Origin of the sequence: Pseudomonas nitroreducens (assembly GCF_014204515.1) — a bacterium.
GTDB lineage: Bacteria > Pseudomonadota > Gammaproteobacteria > Pseudomonadales > Pseudomonadaceae > Pseudomonas > Pseudomonas nitritireducens_A.
In genome coordinates, this window is sequence record NZ_JACHLI010000009.1 from 1 (window position 1) to 21,288 (window position 21,288).

A 21,288-nucleotide genomic window follows, 5' to 3' on the forward strand; every position below is an offset into this window, starting at 1 on the left:
GGGCTCCTACTCGTGCTCGAACACTGCGGACCTGCAGCTTGCCTTGCGCCGCTCTCACCTCCGATCGTATCGGGAAAGGCAGACACAAGCGGACTTCGTCCGCGATCGCTTGCCGGCAGCTCCGAGGTGGTCGGCTGACCATCGCGGACGGAGTCCGCTCCTACAGGTCGACTTCGGTGCCTGGGGGCGGGTAGGAGCGGACTCTGTCCGCGATAGGCCCGCATCGCGCCGGAGGTCATCGCGAAAAATTCACGCCATGAAAAAAGCCGCCAGCGGTTGCCCGCTGGCGGCTTTTCCTGGAACGCGTGACTGAATCAGCCAGCGACCAGCACGCGGATCGCCTCCAGGCGCAGCGAGGCCTTGTCCAGCATCGCCAGGCTGTCGTCGCGCTGCTTGCGCAGGGCGTCCAGTTCGCTGTCGCGCACGCTGGGGTTGACGGCCTTGAGCGCGGTCAGGCGCGCCAGCTCCTCGTCCAGGGTCGCGGTCAGCTGCTGGCGGGCGGCTTCGACGCGCTCGGCATGGCGCGGGGTGATCTTGGTCTCGGCCTGGGCGAACTGCTTGGCCAGCACATCACGCTGGGCCTGGACGAACTTGTTGGCGCTGGCGCGCGGCACGCTTTCCAACTGGTCGTTCAGGGTGTCGAAGGACACGCGCGCAGACAGGTCGTTGCCGTTGGCGTCCATCAGGCAGCGCAGCGCCACCGGCGGCAGGAAGCGGCCCAGCTGCAGCTTGCGCGGCGCCACGGCCTCGCTGACGAACAGCAGTTCCAGCAGCACGGTGCCGGGCTTGAGCGCCTTGTTCTTGATCAGCGCCACCGAGGTGTTGCCCAGCGAGCCGGACAGCACCAGGTCCATGCCGCCCTGCACCATGGGGTGTTCCCAGGTGAGGAACTGCATGTCCTCGCGGGCCAGGGCCTGGCCGCGGTCGTAGGTGATGGTCACGCCCTCGTCGTCGCCCAGCGGGAAGCTGGCGTCGAGCATCTTCTCGCTGGGGCGCAGGATCAGTGCGTTCTCGGAGTGGTCTTCGCTGTGGATGCCGTAGGTATCGAACAGCTTCTCCATGTAGATCGGCAGGGCGAACTGGTCGTCCTGCTCCTCGATGTCTTCCACCAGCTTCTCGCCTTCGCCGGCGCCGCCGGAGTTCAGCTCCAGCAGGCGGTCGCGGCCGCTGTGCATCTCGGCTTCCAGCGCTTCGCGGGCGGCGGTACCTTCGGCCAGCAGGGCTTCGAAGGCGTCGTCATCGCCGCCGTCGAGCAGTTCCACCAGGCGCGGGCCGAAGCGGTGCTGCAGGGCGTTGCCGGTGGGGCAGGTGTTGAGGAAGGCGTTCAGCGCCTGGTGGTACCACTGGAACAGGCGTTCCTGCGGGCTGTTCTCCAGGTGCGGCACGTGGATCTGGATGGTGTGCTTCTGGCCGATCCGGTCCAGGCGGCCGATGCGCTGCTCCAGCTGGTCCGGGTGGGCCGGCAGGTCGAACAGCACCAGGTGGTGGGCGAACTGGAAGTTGCGGCCTTCGCTGCCGATTTCCGAGCAGATCAGCACCTGGGCGCCGAACTCTTCGTCGGCGAAGTAGGCCGCGGAGCGGTCGCGCTCGAGGATGCTCATGCCCTCGTGGAAGGCGCTGGCCGGGATGCCGGACTTCACGCGCAGCGCGTCGCCCAGGTCCAGGGCGGTCTCGGCGTGGGCGCAGATCACCAGCACCTTGTACTGCTTGAGCATCTTCAGGGTGTCGATCAGCCAGTCGACGCGCGGGTCGAAGCGCCACCAGCGATTGTTCTCGTCACCGTCGTCGGCCTGGGCCTGGAAGCTGACTTCCGGGTACAGGTCCGGGTGCTCGCCCAGCGGCAGCTCCATGTACTCGATCGGGTTGGGCAGCACGTAGGGATGCAGCTGACGCTCGGGGAAGCCCTGCACGGCGGCGCGGGTGTTGCGGAACAGCACGCGGCCGGTGCCGTGGCGGTCGAGCAGCTCGCGTACCAGGCGTGCGCGGGCCTCTTCATTGCCGCCCTCGATGCTGGCCAGCAGGCTGTCGCCCTCGGCGCCGAGGAAGCCGTGGATGGCTTGACGGGCGGCGGGGGAGAGGCTGCCCTGATCGATCAGTTCCTGCACCGCTTCGGCGACCGGACGGTACTGGGTGCTCTCACTGCGGAAGGCCTCCAGGTCGTGGAAGCGATCCGGGTCGAGCAGGCGCAGGCGCGCGAAGTGGCTGTCCAGGCCGAGCTGTTCCGGGGTCGCGGTGAGCAGCAGCACGCCGGGGATGACCTGGGAAAGCTGCTCGACCAGCTGGTATTCGGGGCTGGCCTGTTCCGGGTGCCAGACCAGGTGGTGGGCTTCGTCGACCACCAGCAGGTCCCATTCGGCGGCGAACAGCGCGTCCTGGGCCTTCTCGTCTTCGCGCAGCCACTCCAGGGCCACCAGGGCCAGCTGGGTGTCCTCGAAGGGGTTGCTGGCATCGCTCTCGACGAAGCGCTCGCGGTCGAACAGCGCCACCTGCAGGTTGAAGCGTCGGCGCATTTCCACCAGCCACTGGTGCTGCAGGTTCTCCGGCACCAGGATCAGCACGCGGCTGGCGCGGCCGGTGAGCAGCTGGCGGTGGATCACCAGGCCCGCCTCGATGGTCTTGCCCAGGCCCACTTCGTCGGCCAGCAGGACGCGCGGCGCCATGCGGTCGGCGACTTCGCGGGCGATGTGCAGCTGGTGCGCGATAGGTTGCGCGCGGGCGCCGCCCAGGCCCCAGAGCGAGGACTGCAGCAGGCGGGTGCGGTGTTCCAGGGTGTGGTAGCGCAGGCCGAACCAGGACATCGGGTCGATCTGCCCGGCGAACAGGCGGTCGCTGGCCAGGCGGAACTGGATGAAGTTCGACAGCTGGGTTTCCGGCACGGTGCGCTGGTCGTTCTGCGCGGTGAGGCCGTGGTAGATCAGCAGGCCGTCGACCTCGTCCACTTCGCGGACGGTCATCTTCCAGCCTTCGAAATGGGTGATCTCGTCACCCGGGGCGAAGCGCACGCGGGTCAGCGGCGCATTGCGCTCGGCGTACTGGCGGGTATCACCGGTGGCCGGATAGAGCACCGTGAGCAGGCGTCCGTCGAGCGCGAGGATGGTTCCCAGCCCAAGTTCCGCTTCACTGTCGCTGATCCAGCGTTGACCGGGTTGATACTGCGCCATGGACACCTCCCAAAAAAAGCCGGCTATGGTACCGGAACGCGCAGCGTTCAGCGATGGCCGTCGGCGCCTCCGGTCGTCCGAAATGTCGGCAAGTCCTGTGGCGGACCTGGCCGGTCGGTCGCGCTCATCGCAAATCGAGGAAAGTGTAGCGAGGCGCTCTCAAGTCTGTAGCGCTCCGGCCGATAGCCTGACCAGAGGACTTGTCAGCGCACTTCTCCACAGGGCTCGCCCCAGGAACACTCGATGCTGCCGCCCATTCCCCATAGTCTGGCACCCGTCACTGCCCAGCAGGACGTGCTCAAGCCGCGACCGGATGTCGCCCCGGTGACGCCACCTGCACCCAGCGCGGGCAATGCCGGCGTTGAGCTGGAGCGTCGTCCCGACGAACAGGCGCTGCGCGAGGAATACCAGCGCCGGCGCAAACGTCGCCAGCTTGCCGACGGCACGCCAGAGGGCGAGGCGCTGGAAGAGCTGGAGGAAGTCGAGGAGCTGGGCGAAGACGTGCAGGCCGCGCAGCGCAAGGGGTTGTGGATCGATGTCGAGGTCTGACCTGGCGGGGGAGTAGACTGGCCCCATCGCTGAGTACCCGAGCTTTCCATGCTGTTCGACGACGCCCCGATCCTGCTTCCCGATGCCGAGCTGCGCCTGACACCCGACTGGTGCCCGCCGTCGCGCGCGGCCCAGTGGCTGGAGCAACTGCTCGAACAGACGCCCTGGGAACAGACCGTCGTGCACCTGCACGGGCGCGATTACCCGGTGCCGCGCCTGGTCAACTGGTACGGCGATCCCGAGGCCTTCTATACCTATTCCGGCCAGACCCACGCGCCGCTGCCGTGGACGCCGCTGTTGACGGAAATCCGCGCGGCGGTGGAGGAGGCCGCCGGCCAGCGCTTCAACGGCGTGCTGCTCAACTACTACCGCGACGGCCAGGACTCCATGGGCTGGCACAGCGACGACGAACCCGAACTGGGGCGCAATCCAGTGGTGGCTTCGCTGAACCTGGGCGGCACGCGGCGCTTCGACCTGCGGCGCAAGGGGCGAAACACAATCGAACATTCCATCGAGCTGTCCGGCGGTTCGCTGCTGGTCATGTCCGGCGCGACACAGCATTATTGGCAGCATCAGGTCGCCAAGACGCGCCGTCCGGTTGCGCCACGCCTGAATCTGACCTTCCGCCTGGTGCACGCCCTGCCATGAGCAACGACGACAAGCTGATCGACTTCACCGCCGAGCGCGACAAGCGCATCCACGACGTGCATGAAAAGCGCCTGCAGGACGTGCGCAAGGCCTTCGAGCAGGCGCTGCCGATGGGCAAGCCGCGCAAGAAGCCGAAGAACAAGCCGAAGAAACGCTGAGTTCTCTCCCGCAATAGCCCGCTTTACGCCGCCAGGGCCCGTCCTGCGCGGCTTCCCGCCGCACCCAAGCCCTCCTGAAACTTGACCTGCGTCAGTGCTCCGGCCCTCCCCGGAAAGCGCTTTGTCGACCATTGATCCAGGTCAATGGGCGCCGCCCGGCCGCCGGTAATCTGCACACATCCCCAGACGATGTAGGCAACAGGAGGCCAGCATCATGTTCATCGACGAAGTGGTTCTAGCAGGCGTCCTTACCGTTGGCCTCATGGTTCTGTTCTTCGGTGGGGTCGGAATTTTCATCTGGAAGGACAGCCACAAGAAGGGCTGATCCTTACGGATACACAGAGCACGCAAGGCACTTCGGGCGACTTAGGTCGCCCGTTTTTTTTGCCTCGACGAAAGTCGGGATGACACATTGTTAGCTTGCTAATAATATGATTGGCAACAATTCACTCATCCCCTGGGGCGGCTATCTTTAAGCGATAGACCCGGATCCTTTCGCCGGCCCCTTTTGAGAGACCGCGTGCGACCTACGCTACAGGCATTCCTGGCGCCGGATACGCTGGCGCTGAAATTCGCGATCAAGACCCTCCTGGCCGGTGGCCTGGCGCTCTGGTGCGCCTTCCGGTTCGACCTGGAGCAGCCGCAATGGGCGCTGATGACGGTGTTCATCGTGTCCCAGCCGCTGTCGGGCATGGTGGTGGCCAAGGGCCTGTTCCGCCTGATCGGCACCCTGGTCGGCACCGCCATGTCGGTGGTGATGATGGCCCTGTTCGCCCAGACGCCCTGGCTGTTCCTCTTGGCGATCTCCCTCTGGCTGGGCCTGTGCACGGCCGCCTCGACGTCACTGCGCAACCATGTTTCCTATGCCTTCGTGCTGTCGGGCTACACCGTCGCGATCATCTGCCTGCCGGCCATCAGTCATCCACTGGAGGTGTTCGACCAGGCCGTGGCGCGCAGCACGGAAATCTGCCTGGGCATCCTCTGCGCCTCGGCGATCAGCGCCATCCTCTGGCCGCGCCGGGTCGAGGCCAACCTGGACAAGCAGGCGCAGGCCACCTGGCTGACCGGCATGCAGGCCGCGCGCAGCGAGATCGATGCCGACACGCGGGAGATCAAGGGCCTGCTGCAGGCCCTGGGCAAGATCGTCGAGGTCGATGTGCAGCGCGACCACGCCTGGTTCGAGGGCTATCGCGGGCGCATGCGCTCGCGGGCGCTGCGGATTCTCTCTCGCGACCTGCTCAGCCTGCTGCGTACCGCGCGCGGCGTGGCCCGGCAGCGCAGCGTGCTGGATACGGAAGATCGCGCACGTCTGCAGCCGTGGTTCGAGGAACTGCGCGCCGTGCTGGACGATCCGCAGGTGGAGGCCCTGCGCGCACTGCAGGAGCGCCTGCAACTGGCTGGGCTGGAAGAGCGCTTCTCCAACGATCTGCGCTACTGCCTGACCCGCTGCGCGCTGCTGCTGCGCAAGGCGGTGGAGTCCGAGGGCACCATGCGTGCGGTGGCGGACGGGCGGGTGGACGACGTGGCCACCGGCACCCTGTCCTGGCACCGCGATGGGCTGATGGCGCTGTTCTACGGACTGCGCAGCGCGCTGGCGCTGCTGGGCATGTCAGCCTTCTGGATGGCCACGGCGTGGCCGGCGGCCACCGGCGGCATGCTGCTGGCGGCGGTGATCTGCAGCCTGTTCGCCAACCGCGACAACGCCGTCGCCATTGGCCTGGGTTTCCTGCGCGGCATTCTCTATGCGGTGCCGGCGGCGGCCGTGGTCAGCCAATGGCTGCTGCCGCAGTGGAACGGCTTCCCGCTGCTGTGCCTGGCGCTGGGCGTACCGCTGTTCTTCGCCCTACTGGCGATGGCCACACCGGCGCTGGCGGGCACGGCGACTTCCTTCTCGATCCACTTCATCACCCTGGTGGCGCCGAGCAACGTGATGCAGTACGACCTTGCCAACCTGCTCAACTCCGCCCAGGGCATCATCATCGGCGTGGGCTTTGCGGTGCTGGTGTTCCGCCTGCTGACGCTGCCGGCGGACTGGCTCAACCGCCGCTTGATCCAGGCCACCTGCGACGACCTCGGGCGCCTGACACGGCGCTCGCTGGCCGAGGCCGAGAACTGGTTCGGCGGGCGCATGGCCGATCGCTTGATCCGCCTGGCGCGGCATTACACCCTGCTGCCGAAGGAGGACCAGCGGCGCTGGCAGGACGGCCTGCTGGCGCTGGACCTGGGCAACGAGCTGATCCACCTGCGCGCCTGCTTAAGCGGCGCCCAGGGCCAGTTGCGCAAGCGTCGCGACCAGTTCCTCGGCTCCCTTGCCGGCGTGCTGGAAAAAGGGCCGGCGCAGGGCCGCGAACAGCGCCTGGAAAGCCTTTGCCCGCCGCTGGAAGAAGCCCTCGCCCATGACCTGCAGGGCGACAATGAGCCCAACCGCCTGGCCCGCGCGGCGCTGGCGCAGTTGCGCCGCACCTGGCGGCAGTGGTGCCGGCTGGAGGAACCCCATGGGGCTGCATGAGTTCGGCTGGGGCGGGGTGTACATCAGCCCGCTGTTCATCTACGCGCTGCTGGCCCTGGGCCTTACCGTGGTCCTGCGCCTGCTGCTGCAGGCAACCCCCTTCGGCCGCTGGATCTGGCATGAAGCCCTGTTCGATTGCTCGCTGTTCGTGCTGATTCTCTGTGGCCTGACCTGGGCGCTGAGTTGAAAGTAACGAGGCGCACCACCCTGAGAGGAGAAACCGTATGCGCGGTATGTTGCGCGTAGCCGTCACCATCGCCCTGGTCATCGCCGCCGTGCTGGCCGGCACCTGGCTGTGGCGCTACTACATGTTGTCACCCTGGACCCGCGACGCGCGGATCCGCGCCGACGTGGTGGTGATCGCTCCGGACGTTTCCGGCTGGGTCACCGACCTGGCCGTGCAGGACAACCAGCAGGTCAAGGCCGGCGACCTGATCATGCGTATCGACCATGAGCGCTACGCCGCCAACCTGGAACAGGCCAAGGCGGTGGCCGAGACGCGCCAGCAGCAGTACCGCCTGCGCCTGAGCGAAGCCTCGCGGCGCAACAAGCTGGGCATCGCCGCGATCAGTGCCGAGGACAAGGAGACCGCGCAGATCAACGCCGCCATCGCCAAGAGCGAGTTCGACGAAGCCCAGGCCCAGGTGCGCCTGGCGCAGCTCAACCTGACTCGCAGCGAGATGCGCGCGCCGCGTGATGGCCAGGTCACCAACCTGCGCCTGGCCCAGGGCAACTACGCCCAGGCCGGCCAACCGGTGATGGCGCTGGTGGACCAGAAGTCGTTCTACGTTACCGCCTACTTCGAGGAAACCAAGCTGCCCGGCATCCGTATCGGCCAGCCCGCGCGGGTGGTGCTGATGAGCGGCGACACACCGATCGACGGCACCGTGGAAAGCATCAGCAGCGGCATCACCGACCGCAACGCCATCCCCGACAGCCAGTTGCTGGCCAACGTCGAGCCGACCTTCAACTGGGTGCGCCTGGCCCAGCGCATCCCGGTGCGCATTCGTCTGGACAAGGTGCCCGAAGGCGTGCACCTGAGCGCCGGGATGACCGCCAGCGTCACCGTGCAGCCGTAAACGCGGCGGCCGTGCGCTCGCGCTGGAACCAGCAGGACAGCGCCGCGCAGAGGATCGACCCGGCCACCAGGGCGATGCCGACCCAGGGCGTCCAGGCGATGCCCGCCAGGCTGATCACCGCGCCGCCCAGTGCCGCGCCCAGCGCGACGCCCAGGTGTATCGCCGAGGTGTTCAGCGCCACCCCGGCGCTGCCGCTGACCGGGTCGCTGGCCAGCAGGTAGCTCTGCACCGCCGGCGAGATCATCCAGCTGATGGTGCTCCAGACCATCAGCGCGCCGAGCAGCAGCCAGGGGTGGCCGAGGCTCAGCGGGATCGCCAGCATCGCCAGGCCGAACAGTACCGGCACCACCAGCAGCGCGCGGCGATGGCCGAGGCGGTCGCTCAGCCAGCCGCCCAGGTATCCGCCGCCGATGGCTGCCAGGCCGATCAGCAGCAGGGTGAAGGCGATGCTCTGGCTGTCGGTGATCCCGGCGACTTGCTGGAACCACGGGGTGATGTAGGCGAACAGGGTGAAGTGCCCGCCCAGCAGCAGGATCGACACCAGTTGCGCCAGGTTCAGCGCCGGGTTGCGCAGCTGGCGCCGGTACGCCGCGCCATTGGCCGGGCTGTCCAGCGTGCGACGGGGCAGGGCGATGCGTAGCAGGGCGGCCAACGGCAGCGAGTAGAGGGCGATGGCGGCGAAGATCCAGCGCCAGCCAAACCAGTCGTTGACCAGCACCCCGGCCGGCACGCCGAACACCAGCGAGCCGCTGATGCCCATGAAGATCAGGCCGATGGCGCGCCCGCGCTGAGCCGGCGGTGCCAGCTCCACCGCCAGCAGGCTGGCCTGCATGATCAGCAGCCCGCAGCAGGCGGCCATGCCGATGCGCATCAGCAGCAGCGAAACGTAGCCGGGACTCAGCGCAGCGCCCGCGTTGAACGCGGCGAACACCAGCAGGGTGACGACCAGCAGCCGACGGCAATCGGCGCCACGGGTGAGCCAGCCGAGCAAGGGGGCGGCGATGGCGAAGCTCAGGGAGAACAGGCTGGTGAGCTGCCCGGCGAGGCTGAGGGAGACGTGCAGGTCAGCGGCCAGTGAGGGCAGGATGCCGGTGAGGATGGCCTCGGCGAGGCCCGCGGCGAAGGTGCAAAGGGACAGCAACAGCAGTCGAAGGTCCATGGCGGCTCCGATTCCCGGTGAGGGGTTTCGGGCACGAAGCCTTCGGTTATCCCGGATGGATGTGAAGTGACGGGGCAGGGTAGTCGAGGGGGGAACTGTATACAAGTTGCCGGGGCCAGGCGGCCCCGGGTGGCTATCTCGGAATATGCCTCAGCCGATGGTGATCGGCGGCAGGGCGGGCAGCTCGATATTGAGCTTCTCGGTGGGCGCCATCACCTCGGCTTCGCCCTTCACCACGGCCTTGCCGTCCTGGTTGAGCACCACGGTGCCGATGCGCACGCGGTTCTTCGGCAGTTTTTCCAGCACTTCCAGTTCCACGGTCAGCTGGTCGCCGAGCTTCACCGGGCGGGTGAAGGCCAGGTTCTGGCCGAGGTAGATGGTGCCCGGGCCGGGCAGGGTGGTGGCGATGGCCGCGCTGATCAGCGCGCCGGTGAGCATGCCGTGGGCGATGCGTTCCTTGAACTGGGTGGTGGCGGCGTAGTCGGCATCCAGGTGCACCGGGTTGCGGTCGCCGGAGACTTCGGCGAACAGCTGGATGTCGCGCTCGGTGACGCTGCGCTGGAAGTTGGCCTTCTGGCCCACTTCGAGTTCTTCATAGGGAGTGTTTTGTACGGCGGTCATAGCGGCTCCTCGGATTTCTCGACCTGCGGGACGGGGCAGTGCACGCCCAGCCAGTCGATCAGGTTGGCGGTGACCTCGTCGCGGTTGCTCTCATTGAACAACTCGTGGCGAGCGTCGGGATAGATGTTCAGTTGGACGTCACGAACCCCGCCGCGAGTCATCGCCTGGGCGAGATCGCGCAGGCGCTTGCCCTGGCTGACCGGGTCGCGCTCGCCGCCGATCACCAGCAGCGGCAGGTCGCTGCGGATGCGTGACAGGTGTTCCACCGGGGTGATGTCCGCCAGGCCGCCGAGCAGGTCGATCCACAACTGGTTGCTGCAGCGGAAGCCGCAGAGCGGGTCGGCGACGTACTTGTCCACTTCCAGCGGGTCGCGGCTGAGCCAGTCGAAGGCGGTGCGGTTGGGCTTGAAGGCCTTGTTGAACGAGCCGAAGGACAGGAAGTCGATCAGCGCGCTGTGCCCCAGCGGGCCCTGGCGCCAGCGTTCGAAACGGGCGATGGCGCGGGCGCTCCTGAACAGCGCCACCGGCTGGTAGTTGGAGCCGGACAGCACCGCCGCCTGCACGCTGGCGCTGTGCTGCATCAGGTAGGCGCTGCCGATGTAGCTGCCCATGCTGTGACCGAGCAGGACGATCGGCAGGTCCGGGTGTTCCTCGCGCACATGCTGGTTGAGCGTGTGCAGGTCGCCGATCACCTTGCCCCAGCCGTTCTGATCGGCGTAGTGGCCCAGCTCGCCGTTCTCGGCGGTGCGGCCGTGGCCGCGCTGGTCGATGGCGTAGAGGTGATAGCCGGCGGCGTTCAGCGCCAGGCCCAGGCGCTCGTAGCGGCCGGCATGCTCGGCCATGCCGTGGGACAGCATCAGGGCCCCGCGCGACGGGCCTTCCGGAGCCCAGTGGCGGGTGTAGAGCGGTGTCTCGTCGCTGGCGGCGAGCCAGTAGGCGGCGTAGGGCATGGGGTCCATCCTGGTTCTTGTTCGCGGGTTCTTATTGGAATGCTGAGCGGACGCGGCGATTCTGCCACGCCAGGACATCTTCTGTATGGATTGCCGTCAGCGCCTGGGCGCCTCCGCGTAGGGCTCGTCCTAGGCGGCCGTCAGCTCTATCCCGCGCCATGCCGGGATGGTGGCGCAAGATTCACGCAGTCTATGACGCTTGCCAGAGTCTTTGCGATGACCAAAGGACCTGCTAGCTTCCGTCGAATGACCGCAATGGCGGTTCGGTTTCGCTCAGGTACGAGGACAAGAATAAATGCAACCTGATTTCTGGAACGACAAACGCCCGGCCGGCGTGCCCAGCGACATTGACCTGACCGCCTACAAATCGGTGGTGGAAGTCTTCGAGCGCTCCTGCAAGAAATTCGCCGACCGTCCCGCATTCAGCAACATGGGCGTGACCCTGACCTACGCCGAGCTGGACCGCCTGTCCGCCGCCTTCGGCGCCTACCTGCAGAAGCACACTGACCTGAAGCCCGGCGACCGCATCGCCGTGCAGATGCCGAACATCCTGCAGTACCCCATCGCCGTGTTCGGCGCCCTGCGCGCCGGCCTCATCGTGGTCAACACCAACCCGCTCTACACTGCCCGCGAAATGCGCCACCAGTTCAAGGATTCCGGCGCCCGCGCGCTGGTCTACGTGAACCTGTTCGGCAAGCTGGTACAGGAAGTGCTGCCCGACACCGGCATCGAGTACCTGATCGAGGCGCAGATGGGCGACCTGCAGCCGACCCTCAAGGGCCTGCTGGTCAACACCGTGGTCAAGCACGTGAAGAAGATGGTGCCGGAGTACAACCTGCCCCAGGCCGTCTCCTTCAAGTCCGCGCTGCGCCAGGGCCGCGGCCATGGGCTGCAGCCGGTCAAGGTCGGCCTGGAAGACATCGCCGTGCTGCAGTACACCGGCGGCACCACCGGCGTGGCCAAGGGCGCCATGCTCACCCACGGTAACCTGGTGGCGAACATGCAGCAGGTGCACGCGTGCCTGCAGCAGCACGGCCCGGACGGCAAGCCGCTGATGCAGGTCGGCAACGAGGTGATGATCGCGCCGCTGCCGCTGTACCACATCTATGCCTTCACCGCGAACTGCATGTGCATGATGGTCAACGGCAACCACAACGTGCTGATCACCAACCCGCGCGATATTCCCGGCTTCATCAAGGAGCTCAAGCAGTGGCGCTTCTCCGCGCTGCTGGGCCTGAACACCCTGTTCGTCGCCCTGATGGATCGCCCGGAATTCAAGGAAATCGACTTCTCCAACCTGAAGGTCACCAACTCCGGCGGCACCGCGCTGGTCACCGCCACTGCCGAGCGCTGGAAGACCATGACCGGTTGCACCGTGGTGGAAGGCTACGGCCTCACCGAAACCTCCCCGGTCGTCAGCACCAACCCCTACGGCGATGCCGCGCGCCTGGGCACGGTCGGCCTGCCGGTGCCGGGCACCGCACTGAAAGTCATCGACGACGACGGCAATGACGTCGGCCTGGGCGAGCGCGGCGAGCTGTGCGTGAAGGGCCCGCAGGTGATGAAAGGCTACTGGCAGCGCCCGGAAGCCACCGCCGAGGTGCTGGACGCCGAAGGCTGGCTGAAGACCGGCGACATCGCGGTGATCGACCCGGATGGCTTCACCCGCATCGTCGACCGCAAGAAGGACCTGATCATCGTCTCCGGCTTCAACGTCTACCCCAACGAGATCGAAGACGTGGTCATGGCCCACCCGAAAGTCGCCAACTGCGCGGCCGTCGGCGTACCGGACGAGAAATCCGGCGAAGCGGTGAAGCTGTTCGTGGTGGCCCGTGAAGGCGGCGTGACCGTGGAAGAGCTCAAGGCCTACTGCAAGGAAAACTTCACCGGCTACAAGGTGCCCAAGCACATCGTGCTCAAGGACGCCCTGCCGATGACCCCGGTGGGCAAGATCCTGCGTCGGGAGCTGCGCGAAACCGCCTGAGGCGAGCGCGAACAAGAAGGGGGCTGATCCAGGATCAGCCCCCTTTTTTCATGGCGGGTTCATGACGGATTGAAGGCCAGGGCCGGTCAGCCGCCACAGCCGCCGCAGCAGCCTTCTTTCTTCTTGCGCAGGATCTCGTACATATCGTCCTTGAGCTGCAGCTTCTGTTTCTTCAGCGCCTCGATGGCTTCGTGGGTGGCGGGGGTGATGCCGGCTTCCATGTTCTTGATCTCCTGGTCGAGATCGTTGTGGCTATGGAAGAGCTTGGCAAAGTGCGGGTCTTCGATCTTCAGGCGGGAAATCTTTTCGCGATATTCGGGAAACATGAGGGTTCTCCAGGAGAGTGCCGACCCACTCTGCGCGAACCCCTGTCGCCCGATGTTGAGGTAGATCATTGAAGGCAGCTCGACGGGCGTCGAATGAGAGCCGGGTCACGACCGCAAAGGTGCGCGCGAAAGCTGCCGTTGCCATTCTTTTTTTCCGCTTTCATTTCCCTGAAATCCACCTTGTCGGACAATCCAACAAGGCTGCGAGCCTTCTGGGACGGGCTTTTCCGACGAGTGGAATGCTGGTGACCGAAAAGCCTGCTTCCGGTCATTTTTCTAACGAGCGAGCCTGTGTTTGGTGCTGGTCGGTGTTTCTCAAAGCTGATAATCTCGGCCCGCTTTTCGCTCCCCGAGCCTGGGGAAAGCGACATAAACACAACAAAGAACCGCGAACGCGGTAAAAGATGAGCTGTTGCTTAGGAGTGGGCTTCCATGACCGACAATTTCTGGAAGGACAAATACCCAGTGGGGATCGCTGCCGAGATCAACGCTGACCAGTACCCGAACATCCTCGCGGTACTCAAAGAATCCTGCCAACGTTTTGCAGACAAGCCTGCCTTCAGCAACCTGGGCAAGACCCTGACCTACGGCGAGATGTACAAGCTCTCCGGGGACTTCGCCGCCTACCTGCAGCAACACACCGATCTCAAGCCCGGCGACCGCATCGCCGTGCAACTGCCCAACGTGCTCCAGTACCCGGTCGTGGTCTTCGGCGCCATGCGCGCCGGCCTCATCGTGGTCAACACCAACCCGCTGTACACCGCGCGGGAAATGGAGCACCAGTTCAACGATTCCGGCGCCAAGGCGCTGGTGTGCCTGGCGAACATGGCGCACCTGGCCGAGGAAGTGCTGCCGCGCACCGGCATCCGCAACGTCATCGTCACCGAAGTGGGTGACATGCTGCCGCCGCTCAAGCGCTTCATCGTCAATTTCGTGGTCCGCAACATCAAGAAGATGGTGCCGGCCTACAACATCCCCAACGCGCAGAAGCTCACCGACGTCCTGGCCAAGGGCCGTGGCAAGGCGGTGCAGGAAGTTTCGCCGCACAACGACGACGTCGCCGTGCTGCAGTACACCGGTGGCACCACCGGCGTGGCCAAGGGCGCGATGCTGACCCACCGCAACCTGGTCGCCAACATGCTGCAGTGCAAGGCACTGATGGGCGCGAACCTCAACGAAGGTTGCGAGATCCTCATCACCCCGCTGCCGCTGTACCACATCTACGCCTTCACCTTCCATTGCATGGCGATGATGCTCACCGGCAACCACAACATCCTGGTGACCAACCCGCGCGACCTGGCCAGCATGGTCAAGGAACTCTCGCAGTGGAAGTTCACCGGCTTCGTCGGCCTGAACACCCTGTTCGTCGGCCTGTGCAACAACGAAGGCTTCCGCAAGCTGGACTTCTCCGCACTGAAGCTGACCCTCTCCGGCGGCATGGCCCTGCAACAGGCCAGCGCCGAACGCTGGAAGGACGTCACCGGTTGCGCCATCTGCGAAGGTTACGGCATGACCGAGACCAGCCCGGTGGTATCGGTGAACCCGTTCCAGAACATCCAGATCGGCACCATCGGCATCCCGGTGCCGTCGACCCTGTGCAAGGTCATCAGCGATGACGGCCAGGACCTGCCGCTGGGCGAGCGTGGCGAGCTGTGCGTCAAGGGCCCGCAGGTGATGAAGGGCTACTGGCAGCGCCAGGAAGCCACCGACGAGATCCTCGACAAGGACGGCTGGCTGCGTACCGGCGACATCGCGATCATCCAGGAAGACGGTTACATGCGGATCGTCGACCGCAAGAAGGACATGATCCTGGTGTCGGGCTTCAACGTGTACCCCAACGAGCTGGAAGACGTGCTCGCCACCCTGCCGGGCGTGCTGCAGTGCGCCGCCATCGGCATCCCGGACGACAAGTCCGGCGAGGCGATCAAGGTCTTCGTGGTGTCCAAGCCGGGCGTCACCCTGACCAAGGAGCAGGTCATGCAGCACATGCACGACAACCTCACCGGCTACAAGCGTCCCAAGTCGGTGGAGTTCCGCGACAGCCTGCCGACCACCAACGTCGGCAAGATCCTGCGGCGCGAATTGCGCGACGAGGAACTCAAGAAACTCAAGGCTTGAGCCGATAAACAGGAAACCCGCCGCCAGGCGGGTTTTTTGATGGGGCAAGGAAGCCAGTCCCCTATCCGCCTGAGGTGAATGCCTTGAACACTGCCCTCCGTTTGCGCGCCAAGGTCCTGCTCCTGGCCATCGTGCCGATCCTGCTGCTCACCCTGTTGTTGTGCGCCATTTCCACCGTCGCCTTGAAGCAGCTGGCGACCCAGCAGGAAGCGCAGATCCGCGAGAACCTCACCCAGGACCGTGAAGCCCAGCTGAAGAATTTCGTCGACGTGGCCCTGGCCGCCGTCGGCCCGGTCTACCAGGCCGCCGCCCAGGGCGATGCCCAGGCGCGCGAGCAGGGCGTGGCTATCCTCAAGCGCCTGGAGTACGGCAAGGGCGGCTACTTCTGGGGCTACGACACCCGCTCCGTGCGGGTCTTCCAGGGCCTGAGCGACGAGCGCCTGGGCGAAGACTTCAGCACCTACCGCGACCCCAACGGCGTCTACGCCATCCGCGAGCTGGTCGAGGCGGGGCAGAATGGCAAGCACTACGTGCGCTACAGCTTTACCCTGCCGGGCGGCAACACTGTCGTGCCGAAGATCGGCTACGCGCACTTCCTGCCCAAGTGGAACCTTGTGTTCGGCACCTCGCTCAACCTCGACGACGTCGAACGCGAAGTGAAGGAAGCCGGCGCCGCCTTCGACGCCAAGATCGACAACCTGCTGCTGCTCATGGGCGGCGCGGCGCTGGCGCTGCTGGTGGTGATCGGCCTGCTCGCCGGGCTGTTCAGCCGCACCATCGTCCAGCCCATCGTGCAGGTGCGCGACAACCTCGATGACATGGCTGCCGGTGACGGCAACCTGACCCATCGCCTGAACCTCGGTCGCCACGATGAGCTGGGCGAACTGGCCGGCTCGTTCAACCGCTTCGTCGAGAAGATCCACGTGCTGGTGCAGCAGGTGGCCGGCACTACCAACCAGCTGTCCGGGCTGGTGGGCGACGTGGCCCAGCAGGCGCAGCGCTCCGAGCGCGCGATGGACGGCCAGCGTCACGAGACCGACCAGGTCGCCACCGCCATCAACGAGATGACCGCCGCCGCCCAGGAAGTGGCGCGCAGCGCCCAGCAGGCCGCCGACGCCGCGCAGCAGACCGACCGCGAAGGCCAGGCGGCCAAGCGTGAAGTGGACCTGTGCGTCGCGCAGATCAACGACCTGGCGGGCGAGGTGCGCAGCAGCAGCGATTCCCTCGACACCCTGCGTCAGGACGTGCAGGGCATCGTCGGCGTGCTGGAGGTGATCCGCTCCATCGCCGAGCAGACCAACCTGCTGGCGCTCAACGCCGCCATCGAAGCGGCCCGCGCCGGCGAGGCCGGGCGTGGTTTCGCCGTGGTCGCCGACGAGGTCCGCGCTCTGGCCAGCCGTACCCAGCAGAGCACCGGCGAGATCCAGCAGATGATCGACCGCCTGCGCGGCACCACCGAAGGCTCGGTGAGCGCCATGCAGCGCGCCAGCGACATGGCCGAACGCACCCGCGGCCAGGCCAACCAGGCCGGCCAGTCGCTGGATGCCATCGCCCAGCTGATCGGCACCATCAACTCGATGAACGCGCAGATCGCCAGCGCCGCCGAGGAGCAGACCGCGGTGGCCGAGGAGATCAACCGCAGCGTGCACCAGATCGCCGGCGGCGTGGACAGCGTGGCTGATGACGCTGCCAAGGGCGCGCGCACCGCGACCGAACTGAACGGCCTGGGCGAGCGCCTGCGCAGTCTGGTAGGCCAGTTCCGCATCTGATCCGGCGGGGCGCAATGCCCCGCCAATCCGGGCCGCCAAACGATCGGCATGGCGGCCCGTGCCGGTCTTTTGCGACAATTCACCCATTGTCGCCCTGACAGCCCATTCCCGGGACCGGCCCCGCACCTGCTCGCGCCGCTCCCGCCTGATGCACGCGAAGCCGATGACCACAGACAGTACGCCGACCCCCGAACAGCTCCTGCAGCGCATGGATCACGCGATGATCCGCGACCGCCATCGCCTGCGCCGGCAGCTCCACGAACTGCGCAAGCACCCTGACGAAGCCAAGCTGGCCCAGTGGGCCGAGCGCTTCCAGGCCTCCTGTGCCAAGGCCGAGGCGCGCCGCGCGAGCATCCCGCAGATTCGCTACGACGACAGCCTGCCGATCGCCGCCAAGCGCGACGAGATCAAGGCCGCCCTGGAAAAGAGCCAGGTGGTGGTGATCGCCGGCGAGACCGGCTCGGGCAAGACCACCCAGCTGCCGAAGATCTGCCTGGAGCTGGGCCGCGGCACCCATGGCCTGATTGGCCACACCCAGCCGCGCCGGCTGGCCGCGCGCAGCGTCGCCACTCGTGTTGCCGAGGAGATCGGCACGCCGCTGGGTTCGTTGGTCGGCTACCAGGTGCGCTTCGAGGACCAGAGCGACGACAGCACGCTGATCAAGCTGATGACCGACGGCATCCTGCTGGCCGAGACCCAGCACGACCGCTACCTGGAACGCTACGACACGATCATCGTCGACGAAGCCCACGAACGCAGCCTGAACATCGACTTCCTGCTCGGCTTCCTGAAGACCCTGCTGCACCGCCGGCCGGACCTGAAACTGATCATCACCTCGGCGACCATCGACCTGGAGCGCTTCTCCAAGCACTTCGGCGATGCGCCCATCGTCGAGGTCTCCGGACGTACCTACCCGGTGGAAACCTGGTATCGCCCGCTGGCCGCGGAGGTGGACGAGGACGGCGAAGCGCTGTTCGACGATCTCTCCGTGGACCAGGGCATTCTCCGTGCGCTGGACGAGATCGCCGCCCACGAGCGCGAGATCGGCAAGCGCCCTGGCGACGTGCTGGTGTTCCTCCCCGGCGAGCGGGAAATCCGCGACGCCGCTGACATGCTGCGCAAGGCCAACCTGCGCCACACCGAAGTGTTGCCGCTGTATGCGCGGCTGACGCCGGCCGAGCAGCAGAAGATTTTCGCACCCATGCCGGGGCGCAAGATCGTCCTGGCCACCAACGTCGCCGAAACCTCGCTGACCGTACCGGGCATCCGCTACGTGATCGACAGCGGCACCGCGCGCATCAGCCGCTACAGCTACCGCGCCAAGGTCCAGCGCCTGCCCATCGAAGCCGTCTCGCAGGCCAGCGCCAATCAGCGCAAGGGCCGTTGCGGGCGGGTCGAGCCGGGCATCTGCGTGCGCCTGTACAGCGAGGAAGATTTCAACGGCCGCCCGGCCTTCACCGATCCGGAAATCCTGCGCACCAACCTGGCGGCGGTGATCCTGCAGATGCTCCATCTGCGCCTGGGCGACATCGAGGCCTTCCCCTTCATCGAGCCGCCGGACGGCAAGGCGATCAACGACGGCTTCACCCTGCTGCAGGAACTCTCGGCGGTGAACCGCGAGGGCCAGCTGACCCCGCTGGGCCGCCAGCTGGCGCGCCTGCCCATCGACCCGCGCCTGGGCCGCATGCTGCTGGAAGCGGCGCAGCTGGGCAGCCTGCCGGAAGTGCTCACCGTGGCCAGTGCGCTGTCGGTGCAGGACCCGCGCGAGCGGCCGATGGATCGCCAGCAGGCCGCCGACCAGGCCCACGCGCAGTGGAAGGACCCGGACTCGGACTTCGCCGCCCTGATCAACCTCTGGCGCGGTTTCGAGGAGCAGCGCCAGGCGCTGGGCTCCAACCCGCTGCGCACCTGGTGCCGGAAGAACTTCCTGAACTACCTGCGCTTGCGCGAATGGCGCGATGCGCACCGCCAGCTGACGCTGATCTGCAAGGAATTGCAGTTGCCCTTCGCCAAGCCGGAACGGGGCGCCGGTAGGAGCGAGGGGGGCGCCACCGCTATTGCTCGCGAACAGCCCAACGCTGCGAAGCCCCAGGACAGCAAAGGCCGTCAGCCCAGTGTCGACAACGGCGCCAAGCCGGTTCGCGAGCAAGCTCGCTCCTACAAGAGCGGTGAGCCCGAGGCCAGGCAGCGCGACATCGACTACGCCGCCGTGCACAAGGCGATCCTCTCCGGCCTGCTCAGCCAGATCGGCCAGAAGGCGGAGGAGGGCGACTACCTCGGCGCGCGCCAGCGGCGTTTCTGGATTCACCCCTCCAGCGTGATCGGCCGCAAGAAGCCGCAATGGATCATGGCCGCCGAGCTGGTGGAAACCACCAAGCTGTTCGCCCGCATGGTCGCCAAGATCGAGCCGGACTGGCTGGAGCCGCTGGCCGGGCACCTGGTGAAGAAGAACTACCTGGAGCCGCACTGGGAAAAACGCCGCGGCCAGGTGGTGGCCTACGAGCAGGTCACCCTCTACGGCCTGATCATCATCGGCCGCCGTCCGGTGCACTACGGCCCGATCGATGCGCCGGTGTCCCGCGAGATGTTCATCCGCGAGGCGCTGGTGCGCGGCGAGATCAACAGCCGCGCCAAGTGCCTGGCCGCCAACCGCCAGCTGCTGGAAAAGCTCGACGAGCTGGAAGCCAAGGCGCGCCGACGCGACATCCTCGCCGACGAGGAAACCCTGTTCGCCTACTACGACGAACGCCTGCCGGCGGACATCTATCAGTCGGCCAGCTTCGAGAAGTGGTACGAGCGCGAGCACAAGAACCAGCCGGACCTGCTGATCATGCGCGAGGAAGATGTCCTCGCCCGCGATGCCAGCGAAGTCACTGCCGGCCTCTACCCTGACCGCCTGCGCCTGGGCGACCTGCAGCTGCCGCTGACCTATCACTTCGAGCCGGGCCATGTGCGTGACGGCGTGACCGTGCGTGTACCGGCGCCGCTGCTGCCGCAACTGCCCGCCGAACGTTTGGAGTGGCTGGTGCCGGGCCTGCTGGAAGCCAAGTGCATCGAGCTGGTGCGCAGCCTGCCCAAGGCGATCCGCAAGAACTTCGTGCCGGTGCCGGACTTCGTTCGCGCCGCGCTGGGCAAGATGGTCTTCGCCGAGGGGTCGCTGTCCGAGTCCCTCGGCCGCGAGCTGCAGCGCATGACCGGCAGCCGTGTGCCGCAAGAGGCCTGGGCGGAAGCCGAAACCCAGGTGGAAAGTCACCTGCGGATGAACATCGAAGTGGTCGACGCCCGCGGCAAGTTCCTCGGCGAAGGCCGTGACCTGGCCGAACTCACCGCACGCTTTGCCGAGGCCAGCCAGACTGCACTGGCCATCCCGCAGGCCGACAAGCCGCAGAAACCGGTGGAAGCCAAGGGCTTCGCCGGCGTCGCCGAGAAGGTCCAGCAGAAGGTCGCCGGGCTGTCGATGACGGTCTACCCGGCGCTGGTGGAAGAGGCCGGGGTGGTCAAGGAAAACCGCTTCCCGACCCAGGCCGAGGCCGACTACCAGCACCGCCGCGCCCTGCAGCGCCTGCTGCTGCAACAGCTGGCGGAGCCGGCCAAGTTCCTGCGCAGCAAGCTGCCGGGGCAGACCGACATGGGCCTGCTCTACCGCGAGCTGGGCCGCGTCGAATCACTGGTGGAAGACATCCTGCTGGCCAGCCTGGACAGCGCCATTCTCGACGGCGAAAGCAACCTGCCGCGCGATGGCGCCGGGCTCGCCTCACTGGCGGAGAAGAAGCGCGGCGCCTGGACCGAACACGCCGAGCGTATCGCCCGCCTGACCCTGGAAATCCTCAAGCTCTGGCACGGCCTGCAGAAGCGCTTCAAGGGCAAGGTCGACCTGGCCATGACGGTGCCGCTCAACGACGTAAAGGGGCAGTTGGCCAAGCTGGTCTACCCCGGTTTCGTTCGCGACACGCCGCTGGAATGGCTGAAGGAGTACCCGCGCTACCTGAAGGCGGTCGAGCAGCGCCTGGACAAAGTCGCCGGGCAGGTCCAGCGCGACCGCGTGTGGAGCGGCGAGATGGCCGGCTACTGGGAACAGTATTCGGCGCGCCTGGCCAAGCACGCCCAGGAAGGCAAGCGCGACCCGGAGCTGGCGCTGTATCGCTGGATGCTGGAGGAGTACCGCGTTTCGTTGTTCGCCCAGCAACTGGGGACCAAGCTGCCGGTGTCGGACAAGCGCCTGACGAAACAATGGAGCCAGGTCGAGGCCTGAGGCCC

Annotated in this window: 15 protein-coding genes and 2 pseudogenes; 12 read left to right on the forward strand and 5 right to left on the reverse strand. The window is 66.5% G+C overall.

The genetic code is table 11. From position 1 onward, the window contains the following. Nucleotides 1-314: 314 nt before the first annotated feature. Complete coding sequence (rapA, locus tag HNP46_RS13145; RefSeq protein WP_184589545.1) at nt 315-3,167, reverse strand: RNA polymerase-associated protein RapA; 2,853 nt, start codon at nt 3,165-3,167, stop codon at nt 315-317. A 237-nt stretch (nt 3,168-3,404) separates the two neighbouring features. On the opposite strand from rapA, the gene HNP46_RS13150 reads away from it, so the two are divergent. From HNP46_RS13150 to HNP46_RS13175, 7 genes are all read left to right on the forward strand, one after another. After that, entirely contained in the window at nt 3,405-3,710 is a 306-nt protein-coding gene (locus HNP46_RS13150) for an aspartate-semialdehyde dehydrogenase (protein ID WP_184589547.1), read from the forward strand. 48 nt (nt 3,711-3,758) lie between these two features. After that, a complete protein-coding gene (locus HNP46_RS13155; RefSeq protein ID WP_184589549.1) occupies nt 3,759-4,358 on the forward strand; it encodes an alpha-ketoglutarate-dependent dioxygenase AlkB family protein in 600 nt (199 codons plus the stop codon). Further along, nucleotides 4,355-4,516 carry a hypothetical protein gene (locus HNP46_RS13160; protein WP_184589551.1) on the forward strand — a complete coding sequence of 54 codons (162 nt, stop codon included), beginning with the start codon at nt 4,355-4,357 and terminating at the stop codon, nt 4,514-4,516. Before HNP46_RS13155 ends, HNP46_RS13160 begins: the two co-directional genes overlap by 4 nt. A 214-nt stretch (nt 4,517-4,730) precedes the next feature. Next, entirely contained in the window at nt 4,731-4,841 is a 111-nt protein-coding gene (gene ccoM / locus HNP46_RS36060; RefSeq protein ID WP_277873429.1) for a cytochrome c oxidase subunit CcoM, read from the forward strand. A 195-nt stretch (nt 4,842-5,036) separates the two neighbouring features. Then, nucleotides 5,037-7,025, forward strand: coding sequence for an FUSC family protein (locus HNP46_RS13165; RefSeq protein ID WP_184589553.1), 1,989 nt, complete (start codon nt 5,037-5,039; stop codon nt 7,023-7,025). Next, the gene (locus HNP46_RS13170; protein ID WP_184589555.1) at nt 7,012-7,212 is read left to right on the forward strand and encodes a DUF1656 domain-containing protein; all 201 of its coding nucleotides are present in this window, start codon (nt 7,012-7,014) and stop codon (nt 7,210-7,212) included. The genes HNP46_RS13165 and HNP46_RS13170 overlap by 14 nt, the downstream gene beginning before the upstream one ends. Nucleotides 7,213-7,249: 37 nt before the next feature. After that, on the forward strand, nt 7,250-8,104 hold the full coding sequence (locus tag HNP46_RS13175; RefSeq protein ID WP_184589557.1) for an efflux RND transporter periplasmic adaptor subunit: 855 nt from the start codon (nt 7,250-7,252) through the stop codon (nt 8,102-8,104). Here HNP46_RS13175 and HNP46_RS13180 read toward each other — a convergent pair. From HNP46_RS13180 to HNP46_RS13190, 3 genes are all read right to left on the reverse strand, one after another. Next, nucleotides 8,088-9,263, reverse strand: a complete 1,176-nt coding sequence (locus HNP46_RS13180) for an MFS transporter (RefSeq protein ID WP_184589559.1) — start codon at nt 9,261-9,263, stop codon at nt 8,088-8,090. The two genes, HNP46_RS13175 and HNP46_RS13180, sit on opposite strands and share 17 nt — an antisense overlap. Before the next feature lie 150 nt (nt 9,264-9,413). Beyond that, complete coding sequence (locus HNP46_RS13185; RefSeq protein ID WP_184589562.1) at nt 9,414-9,884, reverse strand: MaoC family dehydratase; 471 nt, start codon at nt 9,882-9,884, stop codon at nt 9,414-9,416. After that, nucleotides 9,881-10,834, reverse strand: coding sequence for an alpha/beta hydrolase (locus tag HNP46_RS13190; protein ID WP_184589564.1), 954 nt, complete (start codon nt 10,832-10,834; stop codon nt 9,881-9,883). Before HNP46_RS13190 ends, HNP46_RS13185 begins: the two co-directional genes overlap by 4 nt. A 295-nt stretch (nt 10,835-11,129) precedes the next feature. Here HNP46_RS13190 and fadD2 point away from each other — a divergent pair, with 295 nt between their 5' ends. Further along, nucleotides 11,130-12,818 (forward strand): long-chain-fatty-acid--CoA ligase FadD2, encoded by a 1,689-nt coding sequence (gene fadD2, locus HNP46_RS13195; RefSeq protein WP_184589566.1) that lies wholly within the window; start codon nt 11,130-11,132, stop codon nt 12,816-12,818. Nucleotides 12,819-12,904: 86 nt separating this feature from the next. Here fadD2 and HNP46_RS13200 read toward each other — a convergent pair whose 3' ends face one another. Then, nucleotides 12,905-13,144, reverse strand: coding sequence for a YdcH family protein (locus tag HNP46_RS13200; protein WP_184589568.1), 240 nt, complete (start codon nt 13,142-13,144; stop codon nt 12,905-12,907). Nucleotides 13,145-13,576: 432 nt separating this feature from the next. On the opposite strand from HNP46_RS13200, the gene fadD1 reads away from it, so the two are divergent. The 4 genes and pseudogenes from fadD1 (at nt 13,577) to hrpA (ending at nt 21,283) form a co-directional block, all read left to right on the forward strand. Beyond that, complete coding sequence (gene fadD1 / locus HNP46_RS13205) at nt 13,577-15,262, forward strand: long-chain-fatty-acid--CoA ligase FadD1 (protein ID WP_184589570.1); 1,686 nt, start codon at nt 13,577-13,579, stop codon at nt 15,260-15,262. Nucleotides 15,263-15,393: 131 nt separating this feature from the next. Next, nucleotides 15,394-16,173, forward strand: a pseudogene (locus tag HNP46_RS36190) (cache domain-containing protein); the annotation flags it as partial. A 258-nt stretch (nt 16,174-16,431) separates the two neighbouring features. After that, nucleotides 16,432-17,031, forward strand: a pseudogene (locus tag HNP46_RS36195) (methyl-accepting chemotaxis protein); the annotation flags it as partial. A gap of 163 nt (nt 17,032-17,194) precedes the next feature. Beyond that, nucleotides 17,195-21,283, forward strand: a complete 4,089-nt coding sequence (gene hrpA, locus HNP46_RS13215) for an ATP-dependent RNA helicase HrpA (protein WP_184589574.1) — start codon at nt 17,195-17,197, stop codon at nt 21,281-21,283. Nucleotides 21,284-21,288: the final 5 nt, after the last annotated feature.

Bases quoted from the DNA above. Each gene is read 5' to 3' on its own strand.
- HNP46_RS13150 (WP_184589547.1), top strand. From the start codon at position 3,405: ATGCTGCCGCCCATTCCCCATAGTCTGGCACCCGTCACTGCCCAGCAG.
- HNP46_RS13155 (WP_184589549.1), top strand. From the start codon at position 3,759: ATGCTGTTCGACGACGCCCCGATCCTGCTTCCCGATGCCGAGCTGCGC.
- HNP46_RS13160 (WP_184589551.1), top strand. From the start codon at position 4,355: ATGAGCAACGACGACAAGCTGATCGACTTCACCGCCGAGCGCGACAAG.
- ccoM (WP_277873429.1), top strand. From the start codon at position 4,731: ATGTTCATCGACGAAGTGGTTCTAGCAGGCGTCCTTACCGTTGGCCTC.
- HNP46_RS13170 (WP_184589555.1), top strand. From the start codon at position 7,012: ATGGGGCTGCATGAGTTCGGCTGGGGCGGGGTGTACATCAGCCCGCTG.
- HNP46_RS13175 (WP_184589557.1), top strand. From the start codon at position 7,250: ATGCGCGGTATGTTGCGCGTAGCCGTCACCATCGCCCTGGTCATCGCC.
- HNP46_RS13180 (WP_184589559.1), bottom strand. From the start codon at position 9,263: ATGGACCTTCGACTGCTGTTGCTGTCCCTTTGCACCTTCGCCGCGGGC.
- HNP46_RS13185 (WP_184589562.1), bottom strand. From the start codon at position 9,884: ATGACCGCCGTACAAAACACTCCCTATGAAGAACTCGAAGTGGGCCAG.
- HNP46_RS13190 (WP_184589564.1), bottom strand. From the start codon at position 10,834: ATGCCCTACGCCGCCTACTGGCTCGCCGCCAGCGACGAGACACCGCTC.
- fadD2 (WP_184589566.1), top strand. From the start codon at position 11,130: ATGCAACCTGATTTCTGGAACGACAAACGCCCGGCCGGCGTGCCCAGC.
- HNP46_RS13200 (WP_184589568.1), bottom strand. From the start codon at position 13,144: ATGTTTCCCGAATATCGCGAAAAGATTTCCCGCCTGAAGATCGAAGAC.
- fadD1 (WP_184589570.1), top strand. From the start codon at position 13,577: ATGACCGACAATTTCTGGAAGGACAAATACCCAGTGGGGATCGCTGCC.
- hrpA (WP_184589574.1), top strand. From the start codon at position 17,195: ATGACCACAGACAGTACGCCGACCCCCGAACAGCTCCTGCAGCGCATG.